This is a genomic window from Crystallibacter permensis, from assembly GCF_025960875.1.
GTDB lineage: Bacteria > Actinomycetota > Actinomycetes > Actinomycetales > Micrococcaceae > Crystallibacter > Crystallibacter permensis.
Map to the genome: position 1 here is coordinate 16,409 of NZ_JAODLR010000020.1, position 13,533 is coordinate 29,941.

At 63.6% G+C, this 13,533-nt stretch carries 8 protein-coding genes and 1 pseudogene; all 9 read right to left on the reverse strand.

Annotation, left to right across the window (positions count from 1 at the left end; all coding sequences use genetic code 11):
* Nucleotides 1-10: 10 nt before the first annotated feature.
* The gene (locus B0G38_RS18430; RefSeq protein WP_264670775.1) at nt 11-925 is read right to left on the reverse strand and encodes a methylenetetrahydrofolate reductase; all 915 of its coding nucleotides are present in this window, start codon (nt 923-925) and stop codon (nt 11-13) included.
* Between the two features lie 108 nt (nt 926-1,033).
* Nucleotides 1,034-1,235: pseudogene (locus B0G38_RS18435) on the reverse strand (choline oxidase); the annotation flags it as partial.
* Between the two features lie 69 nt (nt 1,236-1,304).
* Entirely contained in the window at nt 1,305-4,196 is a 2,892-nt protein-coding gene (locus tag B0G38_RS18440; RefSeq protein WP_264670777.1) for an FAD-binding and (Fe-S)-binding domain-containing protein, read from the reverse strand.
* Nucleotides 4,193-5,620 carry an MFS transporter gene (locus B0G38_RS18445; protein WP_264670778.1) on the reverse strand — a complete coding sequence of 476 codons (1,428 nt, stop codon included), beginning with the start codon at nt 5,618-5,620 and terminating at the stop codon, nt 4,193-4,195. The genes B0G38_RS18440 and B0G38_RS18445 overlap by 4 nt, the downstream gene beginning before the upstream one ends.
* On the reverse strand, nt 5,617-6,888 hold the full coding sequence (locus B0G38_RS18450; RefSeq protein ID WP_264670779.1) for a hydroxyacid-oxoacid transhydrogenase: 1,272 nt from the start codon (nt 6,886-6,888) through the stop codon (nt 5,617-5,619). The genes B0G38_RS18445 and B0G38_RS18450 overlap by 4 nt, the downstream gene beginning before the upstream one ends.
* A gap of 123 nt (nt 6,889-7,011) precedes the next feature.
* Nucleotides 7,012-7,794: an IclR family transcriptional regulator gene (locus tag B0G38_RS18455; RefSeq protein WP_264670780.1), complete on the reverse strand. Its 783-nt coding sequence runs from the start codon at nt 7,792-7,794 to the stop codon at nt 7,012-7,014.
* 64 nt (nt 7,795-7,858) lie between these two features.
* Complete coding sequence (locus tag B0G38_RS18460) at nt 7,859-9,499, reverse strand: GMC family oxidoreductase (RefSeq protein WP_264670781.1); 1,641 nt, start codon at nt 9,497-9,499, stop codon at nt 7,859-7,861.
* The gene (locus tag B0G38_RS18465) at nt 9,500-10,996 is read right to left on the reverse strand and encodes an aldehyde dehydrogenase family protein (RefSeq protein WP_264670782.1); all 1,497 of its coding nucleotides are present in this window, start codon (nt 10,994-10,996) and stop codon (nt 9,500-9,502) included.
* Nucleotides 10,993-13,200, reverse strand: coding sequence for a choline BCCT transporter BetT (gene betT, locus B0G38_RS18470; RefSeq protein ID WP_264670783.1), 2,208 nt, complete (start codon nt 13,198-13,200; stop codon nt 10,993-10,995). Before betT ends, B0G38_RS18465 begins: the two co-directional genes overlap by 4 nt.
* Nucleotides 13,201-13,533 lie beyond the last annotated feature (333 nt).

Sequence of the window (13,533 nt, forward strand, 5' to 3'; positions counted from 1 at the left end):
CGCCGTTGCGCTACGTGCTTGCCCGCCTGGAACCGGGAGCGAGCTGACGGCTTGCGGGCACCTTGTTCGGGATGCGGTTGTTCATCCAACGAACGCCATTCAGGATCCCGCCGAATGGGTAAAGGTGGTACATGACGGTTCCGAGATTCCCGCCGTCCATCCCGGCCGCGAGGTGATCCCAATAGCGTTCCGGACCGATGTGCTGGTCAAGGTTGGACATGGACAGTCCATACCGCCGCGCGACAGCTGCCGACGGTTCCACGCCAAACTGCTTGGCATACCTCAGGAGCTTCCCGGCATCTGCTGGCCCCGGCACGCCAATGCGAACGGGCGCGTCGATTCCTTCACGGCGCAGGCGCACTATCCATTGCACAACGGCATCGGCGTCAAATCCGAACTGCGTGGTGATCTCAACCGAGCAGCCTTCGTCCTGAAGAAAGCGGACTTTCCACTTCAGACAGCGCCAGAGCGTGTTCGTGTCGATCTTCGGGTGTCCTTCCGGGTAGCCCACGATGCCCACATGATGAATGGAATGGCGTTCCAGGAGGTTGCTTCTCAGGAGGGCCAGGGAATCCTCAAAGGGGCCGGCTGGGACCGCCGGGTCTCCGCCCACCAGAATGACCCGCGACGGGGTAGCCGCTGCGATGAGGGCGCCGAGAAGATCGTCGCGGTCCCTTTCGGAGCGCAGGCGTCGCGAGGAAATAATTGGGACAGGATCGAAGCCGCTGGCTCGTATGACCCGTGCTGCATTGACGCGCTGGGCATGGTCTTCATTTCCGAGGAACGCGATGTTGATCGGCGTTCCTGGTGGAATGTCAGCCTTGGCGGCCTCGACTTGTGCGATGTCCTTCCCAGTAACCTCCAGCGCGTAAAGCCCGCCTTGGGGCGGCGGTGCGGATTGGTACTGACTGTCGAGGTTAGGCACACCATCACCAGGCTTTCTGAAAGAAACGTTCAACTTGTCAGGGTAATGCCGGACTGGAAAAAACGCAGGTTGGTGGCGGAAGCATGATTGGCTTCCGCCACCAACTTTTTAGACGAGGGACGCGCTGAGGTTCGCGTCCGCCGTCGTTGTTTGAAGGGTTTGGCCGGTGCAGATGAGGTCGGCGCAGCGCTCGCCGATCATCATGACGGTGTTGTGCGTCTTGCGGATGTAGTCCTGCAGTTCCTCGTCGGTCTGTGGCTCGATACCGGGGGGACAGCTCGCGGCCAGCCCATTCGGCCATGGCGGGCTGGAGGGGAGCCGTGGCTCCCCCTCCATCGTTTATTCCAATACTGTCTACTTCGGTTGGTGAGTTGGGTCGCTACCCGAGTTCGTTGATGCCCATCTCTGGCACAAGGGGGAGTTGGTTGATTTCATTGTTGGTTGCGTCGTCTAGCAGCTTTGCGAGGTGGATTCCCCGCCTGTCGCTTAAATCCTCCAGTTGTGTACGGCAGGAGTAGCCGTCGGCGAGGATAAAGCTCTCGGCAGCTGCTGCCTTGACGGCCGGGAGCAACTGTTGCTCGGCGACAGCCAAGGAAACGTCGTAATGGCCCTTCTCTACGCCGAAGTTCCCAGCCAACCCACAACAGCCGCCTAGTCTCTGGACCTCGGCGCCGGCACGCTTCAGGAGCGCTTCATCGGCTTCCCACCCCATGACCGAATTGTGATGGCAGTGCGGTTGAGCCACGATATTGGTCCCGTTCAGTGCTGGTGGTTCATATCCTGCCGTCGTAGCCAGCAACTCAGCGAGGGTCCTGGTCGCGTCAGCGACGGACCCAGCGACTTCACCCCCAAGGAGTTCTACGGCATCTGAACGCAGAACCGCGGTGCAGGATGGCTCCAGACCGACGATGGGAATTCCTGCCTTAGCCGTCTCAGTCAAAGAAGCCACGGTTTGTCCCAAAACTGCTTTGGCCTTGTCCAGTTGGCCCGTCGATATGAAGGTCAGGCCGCAGCAAGTTTGGCTTTCAGGAATGCGTACCGAATAGCCGGCATTTTCAAGTACTCGAACTGCAGCAGCTCCGATCTCGGGATTGAAATAGTTAGTGAACGAGTCGATCCATAGAAGGACGGGGGGCCTGCCGGTTGCCTCCGAGGCAGGCCGTCTCTGCATGAACCACCTGCGGAAGGTCCGAGAGGGGAATTCGGGTATCCGGCGGCGCGCATCTATGCCTGCGGCCCATAGGGCGATGCTGCGAAGACCCGGAAATTTCGTTACAGCATTAGCAAGCTGCGGCGTTGCTGCCGCCAATTTGGCCCACACCGGCAGCCATCCGAGTGAATAGTGCGAACGCGGCCTGACTCTCCCCTTGTAAGTCTGATGCAGAACTTCGGATTTGTAGGACGCCATGTCAATGCCCGTGGGACAGTCCGAAAGGCAGCCTTTGCAGGACAGGCATAGATCGAGGGCTTCGTGAACCTCCTTAGAACGCCATTGCGGCGGGGCGCCGGAGGCGATCATTTCCTGAAGCACGCGAGCCCTGCCGCGAGTGGAATCCTTTTCTTCCTTGGTCGCCTGGTAAGACGGGCACATGACCGTCTGGCTATGGCGGGTTTCGGCCCTGCACTTGCCTACCCCGGTACACCTATGTACAGCCTGGCTGAAGTCTCCGTCGTCACTGCCGAATCTCAATGCCAGCCCCTCACGCAGCGGCTTCGCGCGGGCAACGCGTATATCGGCATCAAGCGGCACAGGATCAACAATGATGCCTGGATTGAGCAGATTGGCGGGATCAAAGATGCCTTTGGCCTTCCCAAAGGCATCGATAGCTTCGCCAGAGTACATCTCGGGGAGGAGTTCGCTTCTGGCGCGTCCGTCACCGTGCTCCCCGGAAAGGGAACCGCCATAACGCGCGACCAGGCGCGCGGCGTCGAACATGAATGCCCGGAACAACGCAGAACCCTCGGGCACGTCGAACGGCATGTCGAGCCGAACATGGATGCAGCCATCGCCGAAATGGCCGTAGGGATAGCCGGACAAATCGTGCTGCTTGATCAACTCGTCGAAGTCGCGCAGATAGTTCCCAAGGTGCTGCGGGGGCACTGCCGCGTCCTCCCAGCCTGAATGCGCCGGCTTGCCGGCAGGCGAACGGCCGGCAAGCCCCGCACCGTCTTCACGGATTCTCCAGAGCGCTGACGCTTGCGCGCTGTCGGACACGAGCAGTGCATCCTTGGCGATGCGGGAACTTTCCAGCAGACGCGCCCGTTGCCGGACCTCCATGGCGTCGTCTCCCGAGATTTCCACAAACAGCCAGGCGCTCCCCGCGGGAAGGTGCGGGACCGCGGCGGCTCCTTTGCGCGTTCGCACGACGTCGACTATCCGTGAATCGAGTCCCTCGCAGGCCGTCGGATAAAACGGGAGCACGTCCATGACTGCATCACCGGCAGCTCCGATGTCGTCAAAACCCAGGACGACCAAGGTCTTGAAGGGGGCGTCCCGCACCAACCGGACGCCCGCCTCCAAAATGACCGCCAAGGTCCCTTCGCTGCCGACCAGCATCTTCTTGAGATCAAACCCTCGCTCGGGCAGGAGATGCTCGAGGGCGTACCCGGAAACTTGGCGGCCGAATTGGCCAAGTTCAGTCCGGATCATTCCGAGATTGGAACGGACCAAGGCCTTGAGTTGCGCAGTCTCGGGCGTTTCCGCGCATTCTCGTTCGTCCAGATGCAGGCGCTGGCCAGTGCCAAGCACGACATCGAGCGACGTTATATTCTCTGCCGTGCGGCCGTACGCCAGAGTACGGGAACCGCACGCGTTATTGCCGATCATCCCACCGATGGTGCAGCGCGTATGGGTGGAAGGATCGGGCCCGAACCGAAGACCATGCTGGACCGCCGCTTTCTGCAGGGTCGCGTGTACAGTTCCGGGCTGAACGATTGCCGTTTTACTCTCAGGATCGATCGACAAGACGCGGTTCATGTGCCGGCTGAAGTCCAGAACGACGCCCGTGCCGAGGGCATTTCCCGCGACTGATGTCCCGGCACCCCGCGAGGTAATCGGGACTCCGCGCTCCTTGCAGATGGTCAGGGCGGCAATCACGTCGTCGGCGTTGCGCGGAAAAGCTACGGCAGCGGGCGTCGCCCGGTACAAGGAGGCGTCGGAGGAGTAGGCGGCCCGGGTCGTGCCGTCGTCCCGCACATCCTGGATGCCTCCGGCACGGAGGGCTGCCGCCAACGTGGAAGGGGTCGCCAGGGATTGGACTTTTGGGCTCATGTTCGGTTCCGTTCAAGTCCCACGGCCGCGCCGTCTCCAAAACCGGAGCCGAGGGCATCTGTCTGTACTTCATCGCGGCCCGGGCCGCTGGCTGCCGCCGACATCGTTGCTGCATCCACCGACTCTGTGTACAGGTCGCGGGAGCGAATCGCCATTGTGCAGACCGCGCTGATGACGCAAACGACGGCTATGTAGCCGATAATGGGCCCGATGCTGCCGTTCGACCGGCTGAGCAGGAAAGTGAGAATAAGCGGAGTCATTCCCGAAGCAACGATTCCGGAGAGCTGATAGACAACGGAGATGCCGCTGTACCGGACACGTATGGGGAAGAGTTCCGCGAACAGGGACGCTTCGGGCGCGTAGACCATCGGATAGATGATTCCGAGCACAACCACGATCGTTGCCGAGATGACCAGTGCGCTGCCCGTCCCCAAAAGAAGGAAAGCAGGATATGCAACTACGCCGAGCAAAATCGAGCCCCAGGTGTACAAATGCCGCCGGTCGATCCGGTCGGACAGCCGACCAAAGACGGGGATGAAAACTACCATCGTGACGGCGGCACACATGACCGCGATGAGCATCGTTTGCTGGCTCAACTCCAGGAGATCGGTGCCATAGGCGATGGCGAAAACCGCCCAGGTATTGAAGGCGACGCCTTCGATCCAGCGGCTGCCCATCCCCAGCAGGATATGGCGGCGGTTCTTGCGGTCCCTCGCCAGTTCCAGGGCCGGAATGGTGGCCTTCGCCTCGGTCTCCTGGAGCTTCCTGAAGGCCGGAGTCTCCATGACCTTCAACCGAATGAAGAGGCCGACGCCGACAAGAACGGCGCTCATGATGAACGCGATCCGCCAGCCCCAGCTGAGGAACGCTTCGTCAGAGAGGACCGCGCCCAGAAGCGCGAAGACGCCCGTCCCCAGGACAAGGCCCAGTGCAAGGCCTACCTGCGGCAGGCTTCCGTAGAGACCGCGCTTCCCCTTGGGTGCATATTCGACCGCCATGAGGACGGCGCCGCCCCATTCGCCGCCGACCGCGATGCCCTGAGCGAGCCGGAGAATCACGAGGAGAATGGGCGCCAGAATCCCGATGGTGCCATAGGCAGGAACAACGCCGATCAGGAAGGTGGCCACACCCATAATGATCATCGTGGTGACGAGGGTCTTCTTTCGGCCGATCTTGTCACCGATGTGACCGAAGATGAGGCCGCCCAGAGGACGGGCGACAAATCCGACCGCGAAGGACCCGAACGCCAGCAGCGTTCCGATGAGCGGGTCTTCACTGGGGAAGAAGAGGACATCGAAGACCAGGCCAGCGGCCATACCGTAGAGGAAAAAGTCGTACCATTCGACCGTTGTCCCGATGACTGTTGATACGACGACGGTCCGCAGCTCGGCTTTAGAGACGTGGACTTCCGCTTCGGCACTCACAGTGACTCCTTGAAGATGCTCCTGAGCGCGTCCTCCGAGACCGGCCGCGGAACGACCGCCAGCTGGCGGGTCTGCTTCATCGTTCCCGCGACCAGTTCATCCAAATGATCTTCGTGGTAGCCGAAACTTCTCAGGCCTGCCGGCATCCCAATGTCGGTCATCAGCTCCGTCAGCACGTGCGCCAGTGCGTCCGCGCCGTCGGTTGCCGTGAAGGTACGGCCGCTCAGCAACTCCGCAGCGCGCAGGTGGCGGGCCGGGTCGCTGGGGTAGGTCCAGCGGAAGACAGCTGAGGCGGTGGAAGAGACCGCCTGACCGTGGGGCACCATGGGCATCTGCGGATATCCGTTGGCCTGGTAATTCTTTACCGCTCCTGCGATCGGGTAGGCATTGGCATGGGGCAGGTGCGTTCCTGCGTTGCCGAAGCCTGTGCCTGCCGATGTCGAGGCCAGAGCCATCTGGTACCTGGCTTCCAAGTCCCGGCCGTTCATTACGGCCCGGCGCAGGTACTTTCCGACGAGCCGCAGCGCCTGTTCGCACCACACATCGCTGATCGGGTTGGAACCGCAGAATGCGGGACGCTTCGTGGGATCCTCGGGCGCGGGCTTGGCGTCGAACTTCACGCTCGTGTAGCTCTCCAAAGCATGGGACAGGACGTCCATTCCGCTCGCTGCTGTCACCTCCGCCGGCATCGTCAGGGTGGTCAGCGGATCAACGACGGCGAGGGTGGGCCGCAGCTTGGCGTGGCTGACGCCCGCCTTAAGGTGGAGCCCCAGAAAATCGATGACACAGATTGTCGTCGACTCGGAGCCTGTCCCCGCAGTGGTCGGCACGGCGATGAGCGGCTTGAGTGGCAGCCACGGGGCCTTTCCGCTGCCGATAGGTGGCGTGACGAAGTCCAGCAGTTCTCCTGGATGGGTGGTCAAGAGATTGACAGCCTTTGCCGTGTCGATGGCGGAGCCTCCGCCTACGGCAATAAAGCAGTCCCAGTCCTGTTCGCGCGCCCAGGCGACGGCTTCGTTGATGCTGTCGTCGGTGGGCTCGACTGCTACGCCGTCGAAGATTTCGGTCTTGACTCCATTTGCAACCAGCCGCTCGTGGATGCGGTCCGGTGTCCCGGTGTTCCGTACTCCCGGGTCCGTGATGATGAGGCAGGACTTCGCTTCAATGGCCAGGACCTCGGAATGAATTTCATCTAGAGCTCCAAGCCCGAACTTGAGCGGGGGAGCGGCCCAAGTGAAAACGCTTTCGTTGGAGTTTGCCGTATGCATCTTTGGCTACCGCCTCTCTATGTGGGCACCCTGCCCACATTGTGTAAACCAATGTATAGGCGCAGAGGCAGGTTGTGAAGTGGCTCACAAAGAAATTCGGCTGATTTTTGAAAGAGGCGAAGTTCAGGGGGAGAGCGGACGGTCCACGGGGACAAACATCTCGGCTTCCTTGGCGGCCGCCATCACGAGGGCTGCCAGCTCCGGGACTCGCGTTACGGGAAGCCTCACCGTAGGCACCTGGATAACCAGCGCGGCTTGGGCCCTGCCCTCGGCATCCAAGACAGGTGCTCCGACGCACCTGACGCCCTCGACGTTCTCCTGCTCGTCGATGCTGTACCCCCGTTCCCGCGTTGCCTTCACCTGATGGGTAAATTCTTCGCGGCTGCGGATCGTGTAAGGAGTCAGCGGGGGCAGTTCATCGGGTAAGGATGCCGTGTATTCATGGCAGTCGGGAGAGAAAGCCATGATCGATTTTCCCGAGGCTGTAGCGTACAGCGGGAAGCGTGCCCCCGCCCGCTGCTCGAAGCGGAGCGGCAATTGTGACTGGACCCTGGTGAGCACCACGGACTCGTTCCCCTGGCGGATGGCCAGGTTGACGGACTCGCCCGTGGCGGCATGGAGTCCCTCAAGAATGGGGATCATCTTGTCGACGCCGAATCCGCGCTGGGCGGCCTGGCCGAGTAGCACCGTTCCTGTGCCGAGATAATAGCTGTCCGTCTTGGGATTGCGGGACACATATCCGTTGGCCATCAGGGCTCGCAAGATCCGGTTCGTTGTTCCGGAGGCGAGCCCGACTGCTTTAGCGATGGCGCCGCTGCTCATCTCTCCGGACGAGGCAGCAATGGCCTGCAGCACGCTCAGTGCCCGTCCGATCGCCTGGGTGCCGGGGGGAGGTGCTTCGCTCATCATTCAATACTAGGGGCCCTTGGGCTTGGTGGCGGAAGCATGAACTGCTCCCGCCACCAGCGATCTAGACGAGGGACGCGCTGAGGTTCGCGTCCGCCGTCGTTGTTTGAGTGGTTTGGCCGGTGCGGATGAGGTCGGCGCAGCGCTCGCCGATCATCATGACGGTGAGGTTGGGGTTGACCGTCACGTGCTCGGGCATGACCGAGGCGTCGGCGACGCGCAGGCCAGTGACTCCCTTGACGCGCAGCTCGGGGTCGAGCGGCGACATTGCGTCCTCGGGCGGGCCCATGCGCACGGTGCCGACGGGGTGGTAGACGGTGTTGTGCGTCTTGCGGATGTAGTCCTGCAGTTCCTCGTCGGTTTGCGCCTCGACGCCCGGGGACAGCTCGCGGCCGACCCATTCGGCCATGGCGGGCCGGGCGGCGATTTCGCGGGCCTTGCGGATCCCGGCGACCATAACGCGCATGTCGTGGCCTTCAGGGTCGGTGAAGTAGCGCGGGTCCACCATGGGCTTGTCGCGGAAGTCGCGGCTGCGCAGCCGGACGGTGCCGCGTGAACGGGCATGCGTGACGTTCGGGGTGAGGCTGAAGCCGTTCTCCGTGGTGGGGTAGCCGTGCCGCAGGGTGTTCATGTCGAAGGGCACGCTGCCGTAGTGCATCATCAGGTCCGGGCGGTCCAGGCCCTCCTCGGTGGGCGTGAAGATGCCGATCTCCCACCACTGGGTGGAGGTTTCGACCATGGGCTGCTTGGCCTCGAACTGGACGACGCCTTCGGGGTGGTCCTGCAGGTGTTCGCCGACGCCGGGGGAGTCGACCAGGACGTCGATGCCGTGCTCGGCGAGGTGCGCGGCGGGGCCGATGCCGGAGAGCATCAGCAGTTTCGGCGTATCGATGGCGCCGGTGGAGACGACGACTTCCTGCCGGGCCGTCAGCCGGTGCGTGCGGCCGAAGGCGGAGTCCACAATATCGACGCCGGTGCAGCGCTTCTCGGCGTCGAACACCAGCTGGCGGGCGCGCAGGCCGGTCAGCAGGGTGAAGTTTTCGCGCTCCATGATCGGGTGGATGTAGGAGACGGAGCTGGAGGAGCGGGTGCCGTCCTCGCGGCGGTTGATCTGGAAGAAGTTGGCGCCGTTGACCACGGTGGTGCCGTTGTTGAACCTGGCGCGCGGAATGCCGGTCTGCTCGCAGGCGTCCAGGAGGGCGACGCCGGCCGGGTCAGCCGGGGGAACGTTCATGACGTGGACGGGGCCGGAGTCGCCGTGGTGCGGGGCGGCGGGGCCGGCGTCCTCGTTGGTCTCCAGCCGCTTGTACAGAGGCCAGGCGTTTTCCGCGTTCCAGCCGGAGGCGCCGTGCTTGGATTCCCATTCGTCCAGGTCCTCGCGCGGGGCCCAGAACGCGATGCAGGAGTTGTGGCTGGAGCAGCCGCCCATGACCTTCGCGCGGGAGTGCCGCATGAAGGAGTTGCCGTTCTCCTGCGGTTCGATGGGGTAGTCCCAGTCGTAGCCGGATTCGAGCAGCTCCATCCAGCGGTCCAGCTGCAGGACCTCGGGGATGCTGCGGTCGTCCGGGCCGGCCTCGACCAGCGCCACGGTCACCTCGGGATCTTCGCTCAGCCGGGCCGCGACGGCGGCGCCGGCGGATCCGCCGCCGATCACGATGTAGTCGAACTCCCGGTCCATCAGGTTGTCGATGTTGTCGAGGTGCATTTAGCTCTCCTTGCCGTGGTCAGCGAACCAGCCGGTCACCTGCGGGCTGGTGTTCTGGTAGATGTGCTTGGCTTCCTGGTACTCGGCCAGGCCGGTGGGGCCCAGCTCGCGGCCGACGCCGGACTGGCCGAAACCGCCCCACTCGGCCTGCGGCAGGTAGGGGTGGAAGTCGTTGATCCAGACGGTGCCGTGGCGCAGCCGGCCGGCCACGCGCTGCGCCTTGCCGGCGTCCTGGGTCCAGACCGCGCCGGCCAGGCCGTAGATCGTGTCATTGGCGGTGGCCACGGCCTCGTCCTCGGTGCGGAAGGTTTCGACCGTCACCACCGGGCCGAAGGCTTCATCGACGACGACGGACATTCCCCTGGTCACGCGGTCCAGGACCGTCGGCTGGTAGTAGAACCCGCCGTCGTACTTTTCACCCTCCGGGACAGCGCCGCCGCAGCGCAGCCGCGCGCCCTCCTGCACGCCGCGCTGGACATACGCGTCCACCTTCTCGCGGTGCGCCGCGGAAATCAGCGGTCCGGTTTCAGCGGCGTCGTCGAAGGGGCCGCCGAGGCGGATGCCCTCGGCGCGGCGGACCAGCTCGTCGACGAAGCGCTCGGCGATCGATTCCTCGACCACCAGCCGGGCCCCGGCGGAGCAGACCTGCCCGGAGTGCACAAAGGCGCCGTTCAGCGCATTATCGACGGCGGCATCGAAGTCCGAGTCAGCGAACACCACGTTGGGGTTCTTGCCGCCGAGCTCCAGGGCCACCTTCTTGACCGTGCCGGCCGCGGCCGCGGCGATGCGCTTGCCGGTCTCCAGGCCGCCGGTGAAGGAAACGAGGTCGACGTGGGGATGTTCCGAAAGCGGTGCGCCCGCCTCCGCGCCGGGGCCGGTGACGAGGTTGGCAACGCCGTCCGGCAGGCCGAGGTCCTGGAGCAGCTGCATGGTCAGGATGGCCGTGGATGGGGTGAGCTCGGAGGGCTTGAGCACAAAGGTGCAGCCGGCGGCCAGTGCGGGCGCGATCTTCCACGCGGCCTGCAGCAGCGGATAGTTCCAGGGCGTGATCATGCCGCAAACGCCCACCGGCTCGTGGACAATGCGGCTAACGACGGCGGGGTCTCCGGCATCGACCACGCGGCCCGCATCCTGCCCGGCGAGCTTGCCGAAATACTCGAAGCAGGCGGCAATGTCGTCCATGTCGATGCGGCTTTCGGCCATGCGCTTGCCGGTGTCCAGCGACTCGGCGCGGGCGAACTTCTCGCGGCGTTCGCGCAGGCCGGCGGCGACCTTGAGCAGGAAGGCGCCGCGCTCGGGCGCCGGGTTGGAGGCCCAGACCCCGGAGTCGAAGGCGGCGCGGGCCGCGGCGATGGCGCGCTCGGCGTCTTCCCGGCCGGCCTCGGACACCGTGGCGACCAGTTCGCCGTCGGCCGGGTTGCGGATCTCCCGCAGCGCGCCGGACGCGGCCGGCTCCCAGCTGCCGTTGATGAACAGGGTGGAGGCGGTATCGGTCATGTTGTCTCCTTTGTAGGTGCGGCGACGGATTCGTCGACCGTGTTGTAGTCGGTTTCCCAGTCCGCCTTGGGCGGGACATTTTCGGCGACGGTGCTGTAGGCGAGGGTGTCGCAGTGCTGTTGCAGGAACTCGAGGTGCACTTCGTAGTGGTCCAGTACGTCGGCGATGACCTCGTCCTTGCTGTAGCCCATGAGGTCGTAGCCGTGGCTGCCCTCGAGCGCGAACACCTCGATCCGGTAGTACCTTCCGCCAACGGCGCTGGACCGGGCGTGGGACGGGACGCTCCGCTGGACCGGGTAGATCTGGTACTTGAAGGTGCGCTCGCCGTCATGCTCCACGCACAGGTCCGCGGTGTCGATTCCGAAGGCTTCCACGGTGCTGGTCTCCAGCGATGCCTTCAGTCCGCGGGCACGCAGGTCCTCACACACCTCGTTCAGCGCGGGAACCGCGACCTCGGAGACGAAGTTTTGGACCTGTTGGTGTCCGGGATAGTTCATGGCCCGGGCCAGGCGCTGGCGCCAACCCCGGCGGCTGTCCGCGCCGCCCGGGACGTTGGTGCGCGAGTTGAGCACGGCGTGCAGTCCGGTCTGGTAGCTGTCCACCAGTGCGGTTTCCAGTCGCAGCGCCTTGTAGAGGCCCAACATGATGAAGACCAGCACCACGGAGAACGGCAGGCCCATGATCACGGTGGCGCTCTGCAGCGTGGGGACACCGCCCACCAGGAGCATTCCCAACGTCAGGAGGCCGGTGGCTACGGCCCAGAAGACACGCAGCCACTTGGGGCTGTCCGAGTCGGCGTCCTTCAGGTGTGAGCTGAAGTTGGCCATCACGAGGGCGCCGGAATCTGCACTCGTGACGTAGAACAGCAGTCCGGTGAAGGTTGCCACGGCTGCGCTGAGCGGAGCCAGCGGATACTGCTCGAGCAGACCGTAGAAGGCGCGCTCCGGGTTGCTCATCGCCATTTCCCCGAACGCGGCGTTGCCGCCCATCACGATCTCGAGGGCGCTGTTGCCGAAGATCGAGATCCACAGCAGGATGAAGCCGAACGGCACCACCAGCACTCCGAAGACGAACTCGCGCAGTGTGCGGCCGCGGGAAATGCGCGCCAGGAACAGTCCCACGAAGGGAGCCCAGGCGATCCACCAGGCCCAGAAGAACAGTGTCCAGCCGTTGAGCCACTCGTCCGGCCGGTCGTAGGCGAACGTATTGAGTGCCATCGACGGGAAGCGGGACAGGGTGTCGCCGATGTTGTTCACGATGCCGTCGAAGAGAAAGCGCGTGGACCCGGTGACGAGGATGAAGATCATCAGCGCGATGGCCAGGATGATGTTGAGCTCCGACAGCCGGCGGATCCCCTTCTCCACTCCGGTGAGTACCGAAACGGTCGCCATCACCACGGCCACGGCGATCAGCGCGATCTGCACGAGGGTATTCTCGGGGATGCCGAACTGGAAGCTTAGTCCGTAGTTGAGCTGTGCGACGCCGATGCCCAGGCTGGTAGCGATGCCGAAGATCGCGCCCAGCAAGGCAGCAATATCGACGGCGTGCCCCAGCGGCCCGTGGATCCGCTTGCCGAGGATGGGGTACAGCGCGGAGCGGATGCTGAGCGGCAGGTTGTGCCGGTAAGCGAAGTAGCCGAGTGCCAACCCCATCAAGGCATAGAGGCCCCAGCCCAGGATGCCGTAGTGGAACAACGTCCAGACCATGGCCTGCCGGGCGGCCTCAACAGTGGAAGCTTCGCCTCCGGGCGGGGCCAAGAACTGTGTCACGGGCTCCGACACCGAGAAGAACATGAGGTCGATCCCGATGCCGGCGGCGAAGAGCATCGCCGACCACGTGAACATGTTGAACGTCGGGCGCGAGTGGTCCGGCCCCAGGCGGGTTTTTCCTACTCTGGATACAGCCACAAAGAGGACGAACGCGAGCACCGCGACGACGATCAGCGAGTACCACCAGCCGAACGTCTCGCCCACCCACGTCACGGCCGTGCCAATCACGGCATCTGCCGATTCGCGGTCCAGCATGGCCCAGAGCGCGATGCCGAGGACGCCCGCCGCCGAGCCGATAAAGACGGTCTTGTTCACCCGCGTCCGCGCTGCGGGATCGGGCGGGGTTTTGTACGAAGGCAGGACGGTGTCCGGCGATGGGCGCTTGTTGTCTGCGTCGTCGAGTTGGGGCTCGACGGTTTTGGGCGGCATGCTCATGTTGGTCTCGTACCTCGCATCGATAGTTTGTGCTGGTCGCGGTCTCACTGATAGCCAGGGGCCCCATCAGGGGCGGAATCAGACGCTAGCAACAGCAGGAAACAGCCGTCTCCGCGCGCTTAGCACATCCAAAAGGTGGTCAGAATCACTTGTCTAGTAGAGAAACATCACTCATTGCATGGCTCCCGAACGGCGTCCGGGTTGAGTTTTCTTCAGGCCGAACAAGGGGATCAGCCAGGCAGCCGCTTCGATCCTGCGGACTCGAGTTGATGTGACATGGATCATATCGTGCACAGTAGTCGAGTTTGAACATCTGTTCAAGAGTATCTTTGA